Annotated in this window: 22 protein-coding genes; 10 read left to right on the forward strand and 12 right to left on the reverse strand. The window is 53.1% G+C overall.

Annotated elements, in window-relative coordinates; translation table 11 throughout:
* Positions 1-5: 5 nt before the first annotated feature.
* From rpoN to PMI17_RS04635, 7 genes are read right to left on the reverse strand one after another with little or no spacing between them, the layout of a single operon-like run.
* Positions 6-1,445: an RNA polymerase factor sigma-54 gene (gene rpoN / locus PMI17_RS04605; protein ID WP_007886620.1), complete on the reverse strand. Its 1,440-nt coding sequence runs from the start codon at positions 1,443-1,445 to the stop codon at positions 6-8.
* 48 nt (positions 1,446-1,493) lie between these two features.
* On the reverse strand, positions 1,494-2,219 hold the full coding sequence (lptB, locus tag PMI17_RS04610) for an LPS export ABC transporter ATP-binding protein (protein ID WP_007886624.1): 726 nt from the start codon (positions 2,217-2,219) through the stop codon (positions 1,494-1,496).
* A 5-nt stretch (positions 2,220-2,224) separates the two neighbouring features.
* The gene (gene lptA / locus PMI17_RS04615) at positions 2,225-2,779 is read right to left on the reverse strand and encodes a lipopolysaccharide ABC transporter substrate-binding protein LptA (RefSeq protein WP_007886625.1); all 555 of its coding nucleotides are present in this window, start codon (positions 2,777-2,779) and stop codon (positions 2,225-2,227) included.
* Entirely contained in the window at positions 2,748-3,326 is a 579-nt protein-coding gene (lptC, locus tag PMI17_RS04620; RefSeq protein WP_007886626.1) for an LPS export ABC transporter periplasmic protein LptC, read from the reverse strand. Before lptC ends, lptA begins: the two co-directional genes overlap by 32 nt.
* Positions 3,323-3,889, reverse strand: a complete 567-nt coding sequence (gene kdsC, locus PMI17_RS04625; protein ID WP_007886627.1) for a 3-deoxy-manno-octulosonate-8-phosphatase KdsC — start codon at positions 3,887-3,889, stop codon at positions 3,323-3,325. Before kdsC ends, lptC begins: the two co-directional genes overlap by 4 nt.
* A gap of 13 nt (positions 3,890-3,902) precedes the next feature.
* Entirely contained in the window at positions 3,903-4,883 is a 981-nt protein-coding gene (kdsD, locus tag PMI17_RS04630) for an arabinose-5-phosphate isomerase KdsD (protein WP_007886630.1), read from the reverse strand.
* 12 nt (positions 4,884-4,895) lie between these two features.
* A complete protein-coding gene (locus PMI17_RS04635; RefSeq protein ID WP_007886631.1) occupies positions 4,896-5,879 on the reverse strand; it encodes a calcium/sodium antiporter in 984 nt (327 codons plus the stop codon).
* Positions 5,880-6,107: 228 nt separating this feature from the next.
* Between PMI17_RS04635 and mlaF the strand changes: the two genes are divergently transcribed.
* From mlaF to murA, 7 genes are all read left to right on the forward strand, one after another.
* Positions 6,108-6,923, forward strand: a complete 816-nt coding sequence (gene mlaF, locus PMI17_RS04640) for a phospholipid ABC transporter ATP-binding protein MlaF (RefSeq protein WP_007886632.1) — start codon at positions 6,108-6,110, stop codon at positions 6,921-6,923.
* A gap of 4 nt (positions 6,924-6,927) precedes the next feature.
* Positions 6,928-7,710, forward strand: a complete 783-nt coding sequence (mlaE, locus tag PMI17_RS04645) for a lipid asymmetry maintenance ABC transporter permease subunit MlaE (RefSeq protein ID WP_007886633.1) — start codon at positions 6,928-6,930, stop codon at positions 7,708-7,710.
* 4 nt (positions 7,711-7,714) lie between these two features.
* Entirely contained in the window at positions 7,715-8,251 is a 537-nt protein-coding gene (gene mlaD, locus PMI17_RS04650; protein WP_007886634.1) for an outer membrane lipid asymmetry maintenance protein MlaD, read from the forward strand.
* A gap of 18 nt (positions 8,252-8,269) precedes the next feature.
* Entirely contained in the window at positions 8,270-8,902 is a 633-nt protein-coding gene (gene mlaC / locus PMI17_RS04655) for a phospholipid-binding protein MlaC (protein WP_036620259.1), read from the forward strand.
* Complete coding sequence (gene mlaB, locus PMI17_RS04660) at positions 8,902-9,207, forward strand: lipid asymmetry maintenance protein MlaB (RefSeq protein ID WP_007886636.1); 306 nt, start codon at positions 8,902-8,904, stop codon at positions 9,205-9,207. The genes mlaC and mlaB overlap by 1 nt, the downstream gene beginning before the upstream one ends.
* 114 nt (positions 9,208-9,321) lie before the next feature.
* Positions 9,322-9,579, forward strand: a complete 258-nt coding sequence (gene ibaG, locus PMI17_RS04665; protein WP_007886637.1) for a BolA family iron metabolism protein IbaG — start codon at positions 9,322-9,324, stop codon at positions 9,577-9,579.
* Between the two features lie 46 nt (positions 9,580-9,625).
* Entirely contained in the window at positions 9,626-10,885 is a 1,260-nt protein-coding gene (murA, locus tag PMI17_RS04670; protein ID WP_007886638.1) for a UDP-N-acetylglucosamine 1-carboxyvinyltransferase, read from the forward strand.
* Positions 10,886-10,954: 69 nt separating this feature from the next.
* On the opposite strand, the gene PMI17_RS04675 is transcribed toward murA, so the two are convergent.
* Positions 10,955-11,236, reverse strand: a complete 282-nt coding sequence (locus tag PMI17_RS04675) for a helix-turn-helix transcriptional regulator (protein ID WP_007886641.1) — start codon at positions 11,234-11,236, stop codon at positions 10,955-10,957.
* Positions 11,237-11,473: 237 nt separating this feature from the next.
* Positions 11,474-12,445, reverse strand: coding sequence for an octaprenyl diphosphate synthase (gene ispB / locus PMI17_RS04680; protein WP_007886642.1), 972 nt, complete (start codon positions 12,443-12,445; stop codon positions 11,474-11,476).
* A gap of 252 nt (positions 12,446-12,697) precedes the next feature.
* Between ispB and rplU the strand changes: the two genes are divergently transcribed.
* The 3 genes from rplU to cgtA all read left to right on the forward strand — a co-directional run bounded on the left by rplU (position 12,698) and on the right by cgtA (position 14,705).
* Positions 12,698-13,009, forward strand: coding sequence for a 50S ribosomal protein L21 (rplU, locus tag PMI17_RS04685; RefSeq protein WP_007886644.1), 312 nt, complete (start codon positions 12,698-12,700; stop codon positions 13,007-13,009).
* 15 nt (positions 13,010-13,024) lie between these two features.
* Positions 13,025-13,282 carry a 50S ribosomal protein L27 gene (rpmA, locus tag PMI17_RS04690; RefSeq protein WP_007886647.1) on the forward strand — a complete coding sequence of 86 codons (258 nt, stop codon included), beginning with the start codon at positions 13,025-13,027 and terminating at the stop codon, positions 13,280-13,282.
* 247 nt (positions 13,283-13,529) lie between these two features.
* On the forward strand, positions 13,530-14,705 hold the full coding sequence (cgtA, locus tag PMI17_RS04695; protein ID WP_007886648.1) for an Obg family GTPase CgtA: 1,176 nt from the start codon (positions 13,530-13,532) through the stop codon (positions 14,703-14,705).
* Positions 14,706-14,747: 42 nt separating this feature from the next.
* On the opposite strand, the gene PMI17_RS04700 is transcribed toward cgtA, so the two are convergent.
* Genes PMI17_RS04700 through PMI17_RS04710 form a run of 3 tightly spaced genes read right to left on the reverse strand, consistent with a single transcriptional unit; the run spans position 14,748 to position 16,774 of the window.
* Positions 14,748-15,164, reverse strand: a complete 417-nt coding sequence (locus PMI17_RS04700; protein ID WP_007886649.1) for a hotdog fold thioesterase — start codon at positions 15,162-15,164, stop codon at positions 14,748-14,750.
* 3 nt (positions 15,165-15,167) lie between these two features.
* Positions 15,168-15,923: a 2,3-dihydro-2,3-dihydroxybenzoate dehydrogenase gene (dhbA, locus tag PMI17_RS04705; protein WP_007886650.1), complete on the reverse strand. Its 756-nt coding sequence runs from the start codon at positions 15,921-15,923 to the stop codon at positions 15,168-15,170.
* Positions 15,920-16,774, reverse strand: coding sequence for an isochorismatase family protein (locus PMI17_RS04710; protein WP_007886652.1), 855 nt, complete (start codon positions 16,772-16,774; stop codon positions 15,920-15,922). The genes dhbA and PMI17_RS04710 overlap by 4 nt, the downstream gene beginning before the upstream one ends.
* Between the last annotated feature and the right edge of the window lie 3 nt (positions 16,775-16,777).

Consider the following 16,777-nt stretch of genomic DNA (forward strand, 5'->3'; position numbering starts at 1 on the left):
TTCGGTCAAACCAATTGCTTACGCTGGTTTGATGGCGGTATAGATAAAGACTCGCGATATTTAGCAACCGTACGTCGCGCTACCATGATGCCCTGATCGGATAACATGGAGGTCAGTTTGCTGTCGCTCAAGGGTTTTGCGGGATTTTCCGCAGAGATCAATTTTTTTACCAGTGCACGAATCGCCGTGGAAGAGGCTTCGCCGCCGCCTTCGGTGTTGACGTGACTGGAGAAAAAATACTTCAATTCAAAGATGCCACGCGGGCTGTGTAAATACTTCTGCGTGGTGACGCGGGAAATGGTGGATTCATGCATATCAACGGCCTGAGCGATATCCGCCAGTACCATCGGACGCATGTGCTCCTCACCCTGCTCAAAAAACGCCTGCTGCTGTTCAACGATACAGCGTGTCACCTTCAGCAGCGTGTCGTTGCGGCTCTCCAGGCTCTTAATCAGCCACTTGGCTTCCTGTAAGTTGCTGCGAATAAACTGATTGTCACTGTCATTACGTCCGGCACCGCCCATCGCAGCGTATTGCTGATTGATCTTCAGGCGCGGCATGCTGTCGGAATTGAGTTCAACCGTCCAGCGTTTGCTGACTTTACGCACCAGCACATCAGGAATCACATATTCCGGCTCGCTGGTATTGATCGACTGGCCTGGACGCGGATCGAGCGACTGAATCAGCAGCATCGCGTCCTTTAGCACCTCTTCCTTAAGACGCGTGACGCGCATCAGGCTGCGGAAATCGTGATTGGCCAGTAAATCGAGATGTTCGCTAACAATCAAACGAGCTTCTGTCAGCATGGGTGTTGCGGCGGAATATTGCGATAGCTGAACTAACAGGCAATCACGTAAATCGCGCGCACCTACGCCCACCGGATCGAAACGTTGTACGCGTTTCAGCACGGCTTCGACTTCTTCCAGCGTCAGCTCTTCATCGCCAATACTGTCATAAATATCTTGTAAGCTGACGGTGAGATAGCCGGTGTCGTCAATGGCATCGACAATGGAGGTGGCAATGGCGCGATCGGTATCGGTGAAAGGCGTCAACTCAACCTGCCACATCAGGTAATCCTGCAGCGATTGAGTCGTTTCACCCTGATAGACCGGCAGTTCGTCGTCCTGATAATCGGTACCTGTGCCGGAAGGGGTACCAGCGGTATAAATTTCATCCCAGGTCGCGTCGAGCGGCAGCTCCTCAGGCATATCCTTCTGTTCAAGTGCTTCGCGCGTGTCTAACGAATCGCTTTCCTGATCCTGAAATTCGCGTGCGTCGACTTCTTCATGCAGATCGGTTTGTTCAAGCAGCGGATTGCTTTCCAGCGCCAGTTGGAGTTCTTGCTGGAGTTCAAGCGTAGAGAGTTGCAGCAAGCGAATTGCTTGCTGCAACTGTGGTGTCATCGCCAGCTGTTGGCTGAGCCTGAGTTGCAAACCTTGCTTCATAATTCGGTTAGAATTTCCTAAGCAAACGTAGGGTGTTACAACACCTTATCAGAGTCTGAACTCTTCGCCCAAATAAACACGCTTAACCTGCTCATCTACAAGAATTTCATCAGGCGTGCCATGGGCAATCAAATGTCCCTGGCTGACGATATAAGCGCGTTCACAGACTGCGAGGGTTTCACGCACATTGTGGTCGGTAATCAACACGCCAAGGCCGCTGTCGCGCAAATGCTCGATTATTTTTTTGATGTCGATAACCGAAATGGGGTCAACGCCGGCAAAAGGTTCATCCAGCAGAATAAATTTCGGATTCGCTGCCAGTGCACGAGCAATTTCCACACGACGACGCTCACCGCCTGACAGCGCCTGGCCCATGCTGTCGCGCAAATGTGCAATATGAAACTCTTCCATTAGCTCGTTGGCACGATCCTGGCGCTGCTCTTCCGTTAAGTCATCACGAATTTGCAGTACAGCCATCAGGTTGTCGTACACGCTCAGGCGGCGGAAAATCGAGGCTTCCTGTGGCAGATAGCCGATGCCGCGACGTGCGCGGGCGTGCAGCGGCAGAATGCTGATATCTTCATCATCAATCACGATACGCCCCGCATCGCGCGGCACAATACCTACTACCATGTAAAACGTGGTGGTTTTACCCGCACCGTTGGGGCCCAGCAGGCCGACAATCTCACCGGATTTTACCTGCAGGCTAACATCTTCCACCACGCGGCGGCCTTTGTAGGCTTTCGCCAGGTTCTCAGCGATTAGTGTGGCCATAGCAATCAGTTACTCTTTTTAGGGCTCGCGGAGGAACCGTTTTTATCCTGCAGCTGCGACGGTACCAGAACGGTGGTCACGCGCTTGCTCTCACCCTGGCTGAAAGCCTGCATCTTCTGCTCTTTCACCAGGTATGTGATGCGGTCGCCTTTAATATTGCTATCCTGCTGCTGAATAAAGGCATTTCCCGTCAGCTCAACGAAATCGTTCGCCAACTCATAGTGCAGCTTACTGGCATGGCCTTGCACCGGCTTACCGTTATCCTGCATTTGATAGAAGGTGGCTGGATTACCGTAGGCATCAACGATAGTTTTCTTACTGTCGCCACCAGGACGTGTTACCACCACTTTATCGGCGGTAATCTTGATTGAACCCTGGGTCACAATCACGTTGCCGGTAAAGGTCGCGACGTTGCCTTGCAGGTCCAGCGCCTGATTGACCGAGTCAATATTAACGGGCTTGTCTGAGTCGCCAGTTAACGCCAGCGCGGGCAAACTGGTTGCCAGCAGGGTACTCACCAGCAATAACTTAAGGCTGTTTTTGTTCATTTTGAATTTCATAGGAAGTTTTGACCTTTTCAAGCAGCTCAGCATGTTTCGTCCGTAAATTGCCGCGCATTTTCATGCCAGTGGAATTAAAACTGCGGCCAAAAAGGGTGACTTGATCGTCAGACGTCACGTCCTGGGTGACCAAATTTACCTGAGCATTATCGGTAAGGATGCGCTCAAGCTGTGAATCCTGAGTCAACGTATTGACGACAACGTTGCCATACAGATAAAGCATACGATCTTTAGTCAGCTTTGCCTTATCGGCACGCACCGACCACGTCGGCACTTTATTTTCGTCATACGTGGTCATCACCGGATGATCAAACCAACTTACTTCATCGGCTGAAAAGTAGGTCACTTTCTCCGAGACAAGCTTATAGCCCAGCGCACCTGTGGGGTTATACACCACCGTATTGGATTTCTCGCTGGTGTAAGTTGGCTCTTGATCGTTAGTCGCCACCGGCGTTTTGTCGTCATCCTGGTTGGTGAGATTCCAGCCGATCAGCACCAAGGCGATCAAGGCTAAAATCAGCGTCATCCAACGCCTGCTCTTACTCATATTGATTGCCCTTTGGCATCCTCAAATTTGTTCTGCGCGATCAAAATCAGATCGCACAACTCACGTACTGCACCGCGTCCGCCGGCAATGCGGGTAACATAATGCGCGCGCGGCAGTAAAACCGGGTGAGCATCGGCAACGGCAACACTTAATCCCGCCTGCGCCATTACCGGCCAGTCGATCAGGTCATCGCCAATGTACGCCACCTGCTCGGCCGTTAGTGACAGTTTATCCAGGAGTTCACGCCAGGCCAAAAGCTTATCTGATTGTCCCTGGTAAAGATGCGTAATGCCGAGCGTCTTGCAGCGATCTTCCAGCAGTTTTGCTTTGCGGCCGGTAATAATAGCCACTTCAACGCCGGAGGTCAGTAGGCAACGCACGCCATAACCATCGCGCACGTTAAACGCTTTCAGCTCTTCACCGCTGTTACCCATATAAATCACGCCATCGGACATGACGCCATCGACATCACAAATCAGCAGGCGAATCTGCGCGGCACGCGCCATCACCTCTGCGCTCACCGGACCGTAGCAGGTCTCAACCATCGCCGTTTCAGCACTCATTATCTCTTCCTGTTCAGACCACGCCAGCGCGCAGCATGTCATGCATATGTACCACACCGAGCAGGCGATCGTCATCGGCCACCAGCAGGGCGGTGATGTTTTTGTTTTGCATCAGATTAAGGGCGTCAACCGCCAGCATATTAGGGCGTACGCGAATGCCGCCGCTGGTCATGACATCCTTAATGCTGGCCGTCTGGAAATTGATGCCCATATCGAACACGCGACGTAAGTCACCATCGGTAAAAATGCCTTCGATTTTCATCAGGTCATCAACAATCACCGTCAGGCCGAGATTCTTACGCGTAATTTCCAGCAGGGCATCGCGCATGGACGCATCCCGGCTCACGTGCGGGATCTCATCGCCGCTGTGCATAATATCGCTGACGTGCAGCAGCAGTTTGCGGCCCAGCGCACCGCCAGGATGCGAGAGCGCAAAATCTTCCTGGGTAAATCCGCGTGCTTCCAGCAGCGCCACGGCCAGCGCATCGCCCATCACCAGCGTTGCCGTAGTGCTGGTGGTCGGCGCCAGGCCAAGCGGACAAGCTTCCTGCGGCACTTTTACGCACAGATGCACATCTGCAGCGCGGCCCATTGCGCTATCCGGGCGTCCAGTAACGCAAATAAGTTGCACCTTCTGGCGCTTTAATACCGGTATCAGCGCCAGAATTTCACCGGATTCACCGCTGTTGGAAATCGCAATGACCACATCGTTAGTGCTCACCATGCCGAGATCGCCATGGCTGGCTTCGCCGGGATGAACAAAGAATGAAGGCGTACCGGTACTGGCAAAGGTCGCGGCCATTTTTTTACCGATATGCCCGGATTTACCCATGCCCATCACCACCACTTTGCCGCGGCAGGCAAAGATCATCGCGCAGGCGCGATCGAAATCATCATTGATATATTGATCAAGCTGCTCCAGCCCTTCGCGTTCGATGCGCAGCACCGCTTTTCCCGCTCGCTGAAAATCGAAATCCGGTTGCTGATATGACATGCCAGTCCGTCCTTAATAGCTTGTGATAAGCATGGGGCTGAACCACAACCACAGCACCCACGCGACAAATCCACCTAATAATAGCGTGCCTGCGATACGACCAATGCGGCGCTTGCGCAGCAGACAGAGCAGGGCGAACAGCACGCTAACTGCCAGCATCACCCAGTAATCACGCGCAAAGGCATGCGCATCAATGCTGCCGGGATGAATCAGTGCCGGCAGACCGAGCACAATCGCCAGATTGAAGATATTGGCGCCGATCAGGTTGCCGATGGCGATATCGTCTTCACCTTTCAGCGCGCCTGCCACGACGGTCGCCAATTCAGGCAAGCTGGTGCCAACGGCAATCAGCGTCAGGCCCATCACCAGTTCGCTCACACCGAAGTAGTCGGCAAAGACGGTGGCGTTGTCGATTACCATGCGTGTCGACATCGGCAGAATAATCAGTGCGACCGCCAGCCAAAGAAAAGCCACGGTATTGCCTGCTTCATCGCGCGGCAGTTCGGCCAGCTGTTCGCGGGTGAGAGTGTCGTTATTATCACGTTCAGCACGGCGGGCGATGCGGATCACCACCAAAAGATAACCCAGCGCAATCAGCAGCAGCGCGACGCCGTCGAGACGACTGAGATGATTATCAAACAGCATGATGCCGCTGAGCAGCGAGACGAGCAGCATTAATGGCAGTTCGCGCCGAATCAGATTGGAGTGTACTGTCAATGGGTGCAGCAGCGCCGCGCCACCCAGAATTAAAAGTATATTGGTGATGTTGGAACCCAGCGCAGTGCCAACCGCTAAATCCATCTGTCCGTGCTGTGCGGCCGAAAACGAAATAATCAATTCCGGTAATGATGTGCCAATGCTCACCACCGTCATGCCAATAATCAGCGGTGGGATGCCAAAGGATCGACAAAGGATCGCGGCACTGAATACCAGACGGTCAGCACCGTAAACCAGTAAAATCAATCCGATAAACAGCAAGGCAGAGGCTACGAACATTAAAAATCCTTGATGGATGGAGGTGTCGGCGAACCTTGTCCGACAGGTAAATAGATGCTGCGTGCGGTAATAGGCGCTGATTTTGACTGTCTGAGAGGCAAAAGTAAATTTTAAGGCCGTTTTCGCCACACCAAGTGGGTAAGTTTCTGTAAAACTATCGTGCATTCGAGGTTAACAGGCTAACATCCACAGCTTTGATAACGCCCGATCCGCATAAAAGAGGTAAAGATGATCCAGCAGCAAACGAATCTGGTTGAGGTTCGTGGCGTCAGTTTCACGCGCGGAGATCGTACCATCTTCGACGACATCTCTTTAACCGTACCCGCCGGTAAAGTTACGGCAATTATGGGTCCGTCAGGTATTGGTAAAACCACGCTGTTGCGTCTGATTGGTGGACAATTGCAGCCTGATAAAGGTGAGATTTGGTTCCGCGATCAGAACATCCCGACGCTCTCACGCACCAAATTGTATGAAGCACGCAAAAAAATGAGCATGCTTTTTCAGTCAGGTGCACTTTTTACCGATCTCAACGTGTATGAAAACGTGGCCTGGCCTTTGCGTGAACATACGCGGTTACCGCCGGAATTATTGCATAGCACCGTGTTAATGAAGCTGGAAGCGGTGGGTTTGCGTGGGGCAGCTAAACTGATGCCTGCAGAACTTTCTGGCGGCATGGCGCGCCGTGCCGCTCTGGCGCGCGCAATTGCGCTGGAGCCGGAACTGATTATGTTCGATGAACCCTTTGTGGGGCAGGATCCGATCACCATGGGCGTGCTGGTTAAGTTAATTGATGAGCTTAATCATGCATTAGGTTTGACATGCATTGTTGTTTCACACGATGTGCCTGAGGTCTTGAGCATTGCCGATCATGCCTATATTGTTGCCGGACAAAAAATCATTGCCCAGGGCAGTGCGCCGGAACTGCGGGAAAATCCTGATCCGCGCGTGCGCCAGTTTATTGAGGGTCATGCGGATGGTCCGGTGCCGTTCCGCTTTGCCGCTGGCGATTATCTCAGCGACTTGACCCGCTCAGGGAGAACGTAGACTGATGTTGTTACAGGCGCTAGCGTCATTTGGACGTCAGGGGATTAATACCTGTGCCGCTTTTGGCCGCGCAGGCCTCATGCTATTTCATGCGCTGGTGGGTAAGCCGGCGTTTCGTCGACATGCGCCGCTGCTGGTAAAACAGCTATATAGCGTGGGCGTGTTATCGTTGCTGATCATCGTGGTATCCGGGCTATTTATTGGCATGGTGCTGGGCCTACAGGGCTATCTGGTGCTCACCACCTACAATGCGGAAACCAGCCTTGGCATGTTAGTCGCGCTTTCGCTGCTGCGTGAACTGGGGCCCGTGGTGACGGCGTTGCTGTTCGCGGGCCGTGCGGGTTCCGCATTGACGGCGGAAATTGGGTTAATGAAAGCGACTGAGCAGCTCTCCAGTATGGAGATGATGGCGGTGGATCCACTGCGTCGCGTTGTCTCTCCACGTTTCTGGGCTGGCTTCATCAGCATGCCGTTGCTGGCGCTGATTTTTACCGCGGTGGGTATTGCGGGTGGTGCGCTGGTTGGGGTGAGCTGGAAAGGTATCGATCCCGGCTTCTTCTGGTCGGCGATGCAAAACGCAGTGGATTTCCGCACGGATGTCGTTAACTGCATGATCAAAAGCGCGGTCTTTGCCGTCACGGTAACCTGGATTGCGCTGTTTAATGGCTATGATGCCATCCCGACCTCGGAAGGGATTAGTCGGGCGACGACGCGTACTGTAGTGCATGCTTCACTGGCGGTACTCGGTTTGGATTTTGTGCTGACAGCACTGATGTTTGGGAATTGATGCAATGCAAAGCAAGAAAAGCGAAATCTGGGTAGGCGTCTTCATGCTGGCTGCGCTGTTAGCGCTGTTATTCCTCGGTCTGCGCGTTGCCGACCTCAAAACCATCGGCACCGAGCCGACGTGGAAGATGTATGCCACCTTCGATAATATCGGCGGATTAAAAGTTAGCTCGCCGGTAAAAATTGGCGGTGTGCTCATTGGTCGGGTAGCGGATATTTCATTGGATGAGAAGACGCTTTCGCCGCGTGTGACCATGGATATCAGCGATAAATATGCCAATAAAATTCCGGACACCAGCTCATTAGCGATTCGTACTCAAGGTCTGCTCGGCGAGCAATTCCTGGCGCTTAATTTAGGTTTTGACGATCCCGAACTGGGTTCGGCCATGTTGAAAGATGGCGGTACTCTGCGCGATACCAAGTCGGCATTAGTACTGGAAGATCTAATTGGTCAATTCCTCTATAAGAGCGGTGACAACAAGCCCGACGATAAATCCCAGGGTGCGGAGAGCGCACCAGCAACACCTGCAACAACGGAATAACCTACGAGGTAAAACATGATGTTTAAACGTTTCCTGATGATTGCCATGTTGGCAATTGTACCGCTGGCTGCGACGGCTGCGGACCAGAGCAATCCTTATAAGTTGATGAATGAAGCGGCGGACAAAACCTTCACACGCCTGAAGAATGAACAGCCGAAGATTAAGCAGGATCCCAACTATTTGCGTGAAGTAGTGCGCCAGGAATTGATGCCATACGTGCAGGTGAAGTATGCCGGTGCGCTAGTCCTCGGCCGCTATTATCGTGATGCGACGCCCGCTCAGCGCGATGCCTACTTCGCTGCGTTCGGCGATTATCTGGCGCAGGCATATGGCCAGGCGCTGGCGCTGTATAACGGCCAAACTTACCAGATTCAGCCGGAGCAGCCGATTGGTGATGCTAAGATCGTGGCGATTCGCGTTACGATTATTGATCCAAATGGCCGCCCACCGGTGCGCCTTGATTTCCAGTGGCGTAAGAACAGCCAAACGGGCAACTGGCAGGCTTATGACATGGTCGCCGAGGGCATCAGCATGATTACCACCAAACAAAATGAGTGGGGCGATCTGCTGCGTACCAAAGGTATTGATGGCCTGACGGCTCAACTGAAAACCTATGCAGCACAGCCGATCACCCTGGATAAAAAGCAATAATGAGTGAACCGTTACGCTGGCAGCGCACTGCCAGCACGCTGGCCCTGAGCGGCAAATTAGATCGTGATACATTGCTGACGTTATGGCAGGAACGTGACACCGCGGTAGCAGATATCGCTACTATTGATGTCTCGGGGCTGGAAAGAGTGGATTCAGCTGGTCTGGCGCTGCTGGTGCATTTGCGTGAAATCGCGCGGGCACAAGGCAGCGCGCCGCTTTTCAGCGGGATCTCCGATAAACTCCAGTCATTAATTACGCTGTATAACCTGCAGCAGATTATTGTTTCTGCAGAAAAAATCGCCTGATTTCCGCACATCCATGCTAAGCCCCTGATTTATTCAGGGGCTTTTGCGTATTTAAGAGTCAGGCGCTTTCCTCTAAGATGTCTCCCTTATTATTATTAAGTGAAGTAACGAGCGATGGAAAATAGTGAAGTTCAGGCCGTGCTGATGCAGGCGCTGCCATTAGAAGAAGTACACGTACTCAGCAACGATGGCAGTCATTTTCAGGTCATCGCGGTGGGCGAAATGTTCGGTGAACTGAGTCGCGTGAAGAAGCAGCAGGCTGTGTACGCGCCGCTGATGGAATACATTGCGGATAACCGTATTCATGCGGTTTCCATCAAAACTTATACCCCAGCCGAGTGGGCGCGCGACCGTAAACTCAACGGTTTCTAAGCGTCCTGCCGGTTGTTTTGTTGATAGATAATTGAGAGCCGTGTTAATGGACAAATTTCGTGTGCAAGGCCCCACCCGTTTAAGTGGTGAAGTGACCATTTCCGGGGCGAAGAATGCTGCGTTGCCGATTCTGTTTGCTGCGCTGCTGGCTGAAGAGCCGGTAGAGATTCAGAATGTGCCGAAGCTGCGTGATATCGATACCACCATGAAGCTGTTGAATTTGCTGGGTGCGCGCGTTGAGCGCAATGGTTCGGTCCACGTTGATGCTCGCGAAGTTAATGTCTTCAGTGCGCCCTATGATTTGGTAAAAACCATGCGCGCATCAATCTGGGCGCTAGGTCCATTAGTGGCGCGTTTTGGTCAGGGCCAGGTTTCTCTGCCAGGCGGCTGTGCCATTGGTGCACGTCCGGTTGACCTGCACATTACTGGCCTTGAACAGCTGGGTGCGGAAATTAAGCTGGAAGAAGGCTACGTTAAAGCTTCGGTAAATGGCCGCCTGAAAGGCGCGCACATCGTAATGGATAAAGTGTCTGTCGGCGCTACCGTTACCATCATGAGCGCTGCGACGCTGGCAACCGGCATCACCATCATTGAAAACGCCGCGCGTGAGCCGGAGATTGTCGATACGGCAAACTTCCTCAACACGCTGGGCGCGAAAATTAGCGGTGCGGGCACAGACAAAATCACCATTGAAGGCGTTGAGCGTCTGGGCGGCGGCGTTTATCGCGTGCTGCCAGACCGCATCGAAACCGGGACTTTCCTGGTCGCGGCTGCGATTTCACGCGGTAAAGTGCTGTGCCGTAATACCCAGCCGGATACGCTGGATGCGGTGTTGGCGAAACTGCGTGATGCAGGCGCCGACATTGAAGTTGGCGCAGATTGGATTAGCCTTGATATGCACGGTAAGCGTCCAAAAGCGGTTAACATCCGCACGGCGCCGCATCCGGGCTTCCCAACTGACATGCAGGCGCAGTTTACGCTGTTAAACCTGGTGGCCGAAGGAACCGGTGTGATCACCGAAACCATCTTCGAAAACCGCTTTATGCATATCCCTGAGCTGATTCGTATGGGTGCGCATGCGGAAATCGAAAGCAACACGGCGATTTGTCACGGTGTTGAAACGCTGTCGGGTGCGCAGGTCATGGCAACCGATCTTCGTGCATCTGCGAGTCTGGTATTGGCGGGTTGTATTGCTGAAGGCACCACCATTGTGGATCGTATTTATCACATTGACCGTGGCTATGAGCATATCGAAGACAAATTGAAAGCGATGGGTGCAAATATCGAGCGCGTTAGCGGCGAATAATTGTTTCCAGCGTGGATTAAAAAAACCAGTCACGATAACGCGGCTGGTTTTTTTTCGGCTGTATGAGTTTCAGATCTTTTTACGATCCTTAGGCGATCGTATGCGTTGCTTACGATCCAGCAGCATGCCACTGGCAGGATCAAAGTAACGACTTGGCCAGATCTCTGCAGGATGAACCTTGATCGCATTGGCAATCAGCCACTCTCCTTTTGGCCATGGGCGCGACAGCGCATTGGCAAGCGTTGAAGAGCTCAGCCCTGATTGCCGTGATAATGCTGCCAGTGATGTGCCTTTCTTGCGTAGTGCAGCAATGATATCTGCCGGGTGCCAATCCTCTTTCCTTGCGTACATAACTTTCTTCTCCGTGTCCGTGTTGTTGCTTCATCTCTGCTGCAAAATATCTCTCCCATCGCAGAGCTATTTGGAAAAATATCCGGAATTTTATAGCAAATGTTTCCCATAAATTTCCAGTAATTGTTTGACCAGCACACGAAACTGCGTCGCTTTTCGCAAAAGCAATGCAAGGGATGTAAGTTAAAGAGGAGAAGGGGAGGAGAGGAAGCGGGGCCAATGCTGGCCCCATTGAAATCAGAAGTCGCGCTGTACTGACATGTGCGCCAGCGCTTCCAGTGCGCTACGCCATGGGCTTTCTGGTAATACCTGCAGCGCCGAGATGGCTTTATCAGCCTCTTCCTCAGCGCGTTTGCGGGTCCATTCCAGCGATCCCGTTTGTTGCATCGCCGCCAGTACCGGTTCCAGCAGATGGCGACCGTTGCCTTCTTCAATGGCTTTACGAATCATCTGCGTCTGTTCTGGCGTTCCATTGTGCATTGCATGCAGCAACGGCAGCGTCGGCTTACCTTCGCTCAGGTCATCACCGGTATTTTTACCCAGCGTTTCACCATCCGCGCTGTAATCCAGCAAATCATCGATAAGCTGGAAAGCCGTGCCAAGGTAGCGACCATAATCCTGCAACGCCTTTTCCTGCGCTGGCGTCGCATCGGCTAAAATCGCAGAAGCCTGTGAAGCCGCTTCAAAAAGGCGCGCGGTTTTGCTGTAGATCACCCGCATGTAGCTCTCTTCGGTGATATCCGGATCGTTGCAGTTCATTAACTGCAGCACTTCCCCTTCCGCGATCACGTTGACCGCTTCAGACATCAGCGCAAGGATCTTTAAGGATCCCATACTGGTCATCATCTGGAATGAGCGGGTATAAATAAAATCCCCTACCAGCACGCTAGCCGCATTACCAAATGCCGCGTTGGCCGTTGCTTTGCCACGGCGCATATCGGATTCATCCACGACATCATCGTGCAGCAGCGTGGCCGTATGGATAAATTCAATCAGCGCCGCATTGGTGATATGCAACGATCCCTGATAATTCAGCGCGCGTGCAGACAGCACAGCGATCATCGGACGGATGCGTTTTCCCCCGCCGCTGATGATGTAATAGCCCAACTGGTTAATCAGTGAGACTTCTGAATTCAGCTGCTCGAGGATGGTCTGGTTGACGGCCGCCATATCCTGCGCGGTTAATTCATTAATCTGTTCTAAGTTCATTCGTCTTTTCAGCTTTACTCGTTTTTTGCATGGTAAGCGCTTTACACAGCGTGAGTTCAGGTAATCTGTTACTGATTGTACTTGAAAAATCGGGTTGCGAAACGTTTGCATTCGCCTTGCGCTTTTTTTCTGCAAGAGAGTGCAAAGTGCTCTTGTCTTCTGCTGGAGTATTGCGTAGAATTCGCGCCCTATTGTGAATATTTATCGCGCCGCCTGATGAACAGAAAGGCACGCGCAGAAGCGGAGTTTTATATGTACGCGGTTTTCCAAAGTGGTGGTAAACAACACCGAGTAAGCGAAGGTCAGACCGTTCGCCTGGAAAAGCTGGACATCGCAACCGGTGAAACCATTGAGTTTGACCAGGTTCTGATGATCGCAAATGGCGAAGACGTGAAAATCGGCGCGCCACTGGTTTCAGGCGGTGTGATCAAGGCAGAAGTTGTTGCTCACGGTCGTGGCGAGAAAATTAAAATCGTTAAGTTTCGTCGTCGTAAACACTACCGTAAGCAAGCTGGTCACCGTCAGTGGTTCACAGATGTGAAAATCACTGTGATCGGCGCGTAAGAGGAGATCTGACAAATGGCACATAAGAAGGCTGGTGGCTCGACCCGTAACGGTCGCGACTCCAATGCAAAACGTCTGGGTGTAAAACGTTTCGGTGGTGAATCTGTTTTGGCAGGTAGCATCATCGTTCGTCAGCGTGGCACCAAATTCCACGCAGGTAGCAACGTAGGTTGTGGTCGTGACCACACCTTGTTTGCCACCGCAGACGGCAAAGTTAAATTCGAGATTAAAGGCCCGAACAACCGTAAATATATCAGCATCGTTGCTGAGTAAGGTTGTCGTGCTGCAGACGTTTACCGTCTGAATACACGAATGAAAGGCCCCGCAGCTTTGCGGGGCTTTTTACATTCTGCTGAAGCTTGCTGGATAACAGCGACGTTGCAGCACAGTTGTTGTACAATTTATGTACTCCTGGCTTTGCCAGTTTTGTATTATCCGCCGTCGGTCAGCGCAGAAGACCCTGGCGGACCCGTTTGCGGCCTGCAAGCTGCCGTGAACGACAGCGTGACGGAGAAATAAAATGAAGTTTGTAGATGAAGCGACGATCCTTGCGGTCGCGGGTGATGGCGGCAACGGTTGCGTAAGCTTCCGCCGTGAAAAATATATTCCAAGAGGCGGCCCGGACGGCGGCGACGGCGGCGACGGCGGCGACGTATATCTGTTGGCGGATGAAAACCTCAACACCCTGATCGATTATCGCTTTGAAAAGTCTTTCCGTGCCGAACGTGGCCAGAATGGCCAGAGCCGTGATTGCACCGGTAAACGTGGTAAAGACATTATTGTTAAAGTGCCAGTCGGTACCCGCGTAATTGACCAGGGTACGGGCGAAACGCTGGGCGACATGACGCGCCATGAGCAGAAGCTGATGGTGGCGAAGGGCGGTTGGCATGGACTGGGTAACACCCGCTTTAAATCATCGGTTAACCGTTCACCGCGTCAGAAAACCATGGGCACACCGGGCGAAAAGCGTGATTTGCAGCTGGAACTGATGCTGCTGGCTGACGTCGGTATGCTGGGTCTGCCGAATGCCGGTAAATCGACCTTTATTCGTTCGGTTTCTGCAGCCAAACCCAAAGTGGCGGATTATCCGTTTACCACTCTGGTACCAAGCCTTGGCGTAGTCCGCATGGATAGCGAAAAGAGCTTTGTTGTGGCCGATATTCCTGGCCTGATTGAAGGTGCAGCGGATGGCGCGGGTCTGGGTATTCGCTTCCTGAAACACCTTGAGCGTTGTCGTGTTCTGTTACACCTCATCGACATTGCACCAATCGACGAATCTGATCCGGTTGAAAATGCCCGCATCATTCTTGGCGAACTGGAAAAATACAGCGATAAGCTGTTCCAGAAACCACGCTGGTTAGTCTTCAACAAGACTGACCTGCTGAGCCGTGAAGAAGCGGAAAGCCGTGCTAAGGCGATTGCAGAAGCGTTGGGTTGGGAAGATAAATATTATCTGATCTCTGCCGCAAGCCGCGATGGCGTGACTGACCTGTGCTGGGATGTGATGAGCTTTATCATCGACAATCCTAAAGAAGCCGAGCTGGAAGAGAAACAGCCGGAGAAAGTGGCCTTCATGTGGGATGACTATCACCGTGAAGCCATGGAAACTGCGCAGGAAGTTGAAGAAGACGACGATTGGGATGATGACTGGGACGAAGAAGACGACGAAGGTGTCGAAATCATTTACCAGCGTTAATCGCAGCAGAAAAAGCGGCCAGATGGCCGCTTTTTTTATGTCCTAACCCAGCACCGCCACCGTCAAACGCGACGTACAGCACAGCTGATCGCGGGCGTTGCGGATCTCAATCTGCCAGCTCTGATTGCGCGCACCAAGGTGCAGCGGACGGCAAATCCCGCGCACTTCACCGCTGCTCACCGCGCGGTGGTGGCTAGCGCTGACTTCAATCCCCACCACACTTTTGCCTTCCTCAATACTGAGGTAACCGGCGATCGATCCCATCGACTCCGCCAGCACCACTGAGGCGCCGCCGTGCAGCAGGCCAAACGGCTGCTGCGTCCGGACATCCAGCGGCATGGTGGCCTCAAGGTAATCATCACCGATGGCGGTGAACACAATGCCCACGTGTGCCACCAGCGAGTTTTCACCCAGCTTATTTAGCGTCTCAAGATCGACCGATCGTTTCCAAATTGCCATCTGTTAGGATCCCAGCGTTGCGCCACCGTCGACCACAATATCCTGCAGTACCACGTGGCTGGCAAGATCCGAAGCGAGGAACATCACGTTAGCCACGATCTCCTGCGGCTTAGCGATCTTACGCAACGGAATCCCCAGCTTGTACTGATCCGGAAAGCCATTGATCATCTCCTGTTCCGCTTCAGGCGTATGCCACAGGCTGCGCTGCATATCGGTATCGGTCGAACCCGGTGACACGATATTGCAGCGCACGCCGAAAGGTGCCATCTCCAGCCCAACGGTCAGGCACAGGCTGCGCAGCGCCGCCTTGGATGCGCCATAGGCGGACATGCCGATGCGTGGTGCGTGCGCGGCGTTCGAGGCGATAGTGACAATCGCGCCCGCGCGCTGCTGGCGAAACACCGGCAAGGTTTGCTGGAACATATTGAACGCGCCACCGGCATTTACCGCCAAACAGGCTTGCCAATCCTCGAACGTCAGCTCATCAGTGCTGCCAATGCGCAGGATGCCGGCACCGTTTACCAGCACATCCAGACGGGGCTGATCCGCCAGCAAACGCTGGCAAACCGCTTTGACTTCAAGCGCATTCGCCACATCCAGCACTTGGGTAGTAAACGGATAGTCAGCCTGATCGAAACGCAGATCGAAGCCGATCACCTGTGCACCCGCCTGATGAAAGCTCAACGCCGTGTGATAACCAATACCTTTGCCCGCGCCGGTAACCCAGACGATTTTTCCACTGAAATCAAAGGCATTCATTTGGCTGGCACCCGTGACAGCAGCGCCCACCAGCCATCAATGGTTGGATTTTTAGCCAGGCTGACGAAATCGATATCGCTGTGCACCTGGCGCCAGCGCGCCGCCAGCGCCATGACGCGTACTGAATCCAGACCGTAATCGATCAGGTTCTCGTCATCCTCAGGCACATCGTCATCTTCCAGCAGCGGTAAAATCAGCGCGCGCAGATCGTCTTTGCTCAGCGGCAGCGGCATTAGATCGGCGGTCATTACCACTTTCCCACTGCGGCCAGCGGTGTAAGTCAGCGCCATCATGTGCTCTTCACGTGTAAAGTCGGCCAGCGCATCGGCCACCATAAACGGCTGAATGTTAAGCATAAAGGCGTCTGTCGCGGTGGTCAGGCAGCCAATGTGCGCGTAAACGCCGGTGATGATCAGCTGGTCGCGCCCCATTTCTTGCAGGATTGACTCAAGCGGCGAGCGCACAAATGCGCTGTAGCGCCATTTGGTCAGAACCTGGTCGTCCTGATCCGGTGCCAGCGCATCAACGATCTTCTGCTGATCCGGATGCTTGTTCAGGCCCGGTCCCCACATGTCGTTAAGCAGCGCGCGATCGGCATCGCTCTGCTCATTTGGCTGTGCGGTATAAAACACCGGAATGCCCTGCGCCTTGCAGTAGGCGCGTAGGCGCGCGATGTTTTCGACTACCTGATCCACCAGCGGGCTGTTTTCTCCCCAGAAATTGAGGAAGTACGCCTGCATATCGTGAATCAACAGCGCGGCACGCTGCGGTTCCAGTGCCCACTTCACTTTGTTGGTTGGAAGTTCTGTCGCTGCAGGCAGCGCATACGAATTGAGTTTTGGAATAGCCATTAC

It is taken from the genome of Pantoea sp. GM01, assembly GCF_000282675.1.
GTDB classification, from domain to species: domain Bacteria; phylum Pseudomonadota; class Gammaproteobacteria; order Enterobacterales; family Enterobacteriaceae; genus Pantoea; species Pantoea nemavictus.

Excerpts from the sequence above, each read along its gene's own strand:
- rpoN (WP_007886620.1), bottom strand. The coding sequence starts at position 1,445 with ATGAAGCAAGGTTTGCAACTCAGGCTCAGCCAACAGCTGGCGATGACA.
- lptB (WP_007886624.1), bottom strand. The coding sequence starts at position 2,219 with ATGGCCACACTAATCGCTGAGAACCTGGCGAAAGCCTACAAAGGCCGC.
- lptA (WP_007886625.1), bottom strand. The coding sequence starts at position 2,779 with ATGAAATTCAAAATGAACAAAAACAGCCTTAAGTTATTGCTGGTGAGT.
- lptC (WP_007886626.1), bottom strand. The coding sequence starts at position 3,326 with ATGAGTAAGAGCAGGCGTTGGATGACGCTGATTTTAGCCTTGATCGCC.
- kdsC (WP_007886627.1), bottom strand. The coding sequence starts at position 3,889 with ATGAGTGCTGAAACGGCGATGGTTGAGACCTGCTACGGTCCGGTGAGC.
- kdsD (WP_007886630.1), bottom strand. The coding sequence starts at position 4,883 with ATGTCATATCAGCAACCGGATTTCGATTTTCAGCGAGCGGGAAAAGCG.
- PMI17_RS04635 (WP_007886631.1), bottom strand. The coding sequence starts at position 5,879 with ATGTTCGTAGCCTCTGCCTTGCTGTTTATCGGATTGATTTTACTGGTT.
- mlaF (WP_007886632.1), top strand. The coding sequence starts at position 6,108 with ATGATCCAGCAGCAAACGAATCTGGTTGAGGTTCGTGGCGTCAGTTTC.
- mlaE (WP_007886633.1), top strand. The coding sequence starts at position 6,928 with ATGTTGTTACAGGCGCTAGCGTCATTTGGACGTCAGGGGATTAATACC.
- mlaD (WP_007886634.1), top strand. The coding sequence starts at position 7,715 with ATGCAAAGCAAGAAAAGCGAAATCTGGGTAGGCGTCTTCATGCTGGCT.
- mlaC (WP_036620259.1), top strand. The coding sequence starts at position 8,270 with ATGTTTAAACGTTTCCTGATGATTGCCATGTTGGCAATTGTACCGCTG.
- mlaB (WP_007886636.1), top strand. The coding sequence starts at position 8,902 with ATGAGTGAACCGTTACGCTGGCAGCGCACTGCCAGCACGCTGGCCCTG.
- ibaG (WP_007886637.1), top strand. The coding sequence starts at position 9,322 with ATGGAAAATAGTGAAGTTCAGGCCGTGCTGATGCAGGCGCTGCCATTA.
- murA (WP_007886638.1), top strand. The coding sequence starts at position 9,626 with ATGGACAAATTTCGTGTGCAAGGCCCCACCCGTTTAAGTGGTGAAGTG.
- PMI17_RS04675 (WP_007886641.1), bottom strand. The coding sequence starts at position 11,236 with ATGTACGCAAGGAAAGAGGATTGGCACCCGGCAGATATCATTGCTGCA.
- ispB (WP_007886642.1), bottom strand. The coding sequence starts at position 12,445 with ATGAACTTAGAACAGATTAATGAATTAACCGCGCAGGATATGGCGGCC.
- rplU (WP_007886644.1), top strand. The coding sequence starts at position 12,698 with ATGTACGCGGTTTTCCAAAGTGGTGGTAAACAACACCGAGTAAGCGAA.
- rpmA (WP_007886647.1), top strand. The coding sequence starts at position 13,025 with ATGGCACATAAGAAGGCTGGTGGCTCGACCCGTAACGGTCGCGACTCC.
- cgtA (WP_007886648.1), top strand. The coding sequence starts at position 13,530 with ATGAAGTTTGTAGATGAAGCGACGATCCTTGCGGTCGCGGGTGATGGC.
- PMI17_RS04700 (WP_007886649.1), bottom strand. The coding sequence starts at position 15,164 with ATGGCAATTTGGAAACGATCGGTCGATCTTGAGACGCTAAATAAGCTG.
- dhbA (WP_007886650.1), bottom strand. The coding sequence starts at position 15,923 with ATGAATGCCTTTGATTTCAGTGGAAAAATCGTCTGGGTTACCGGCGCG.
- PMI17_RS04710 (WP_007886652.1), bottom strand. The coding sequence starts at position 16,774 with ATGGCTATTCCAAAACTCAATTCGTATGCGCTGCCTGCAGCGACAGAA.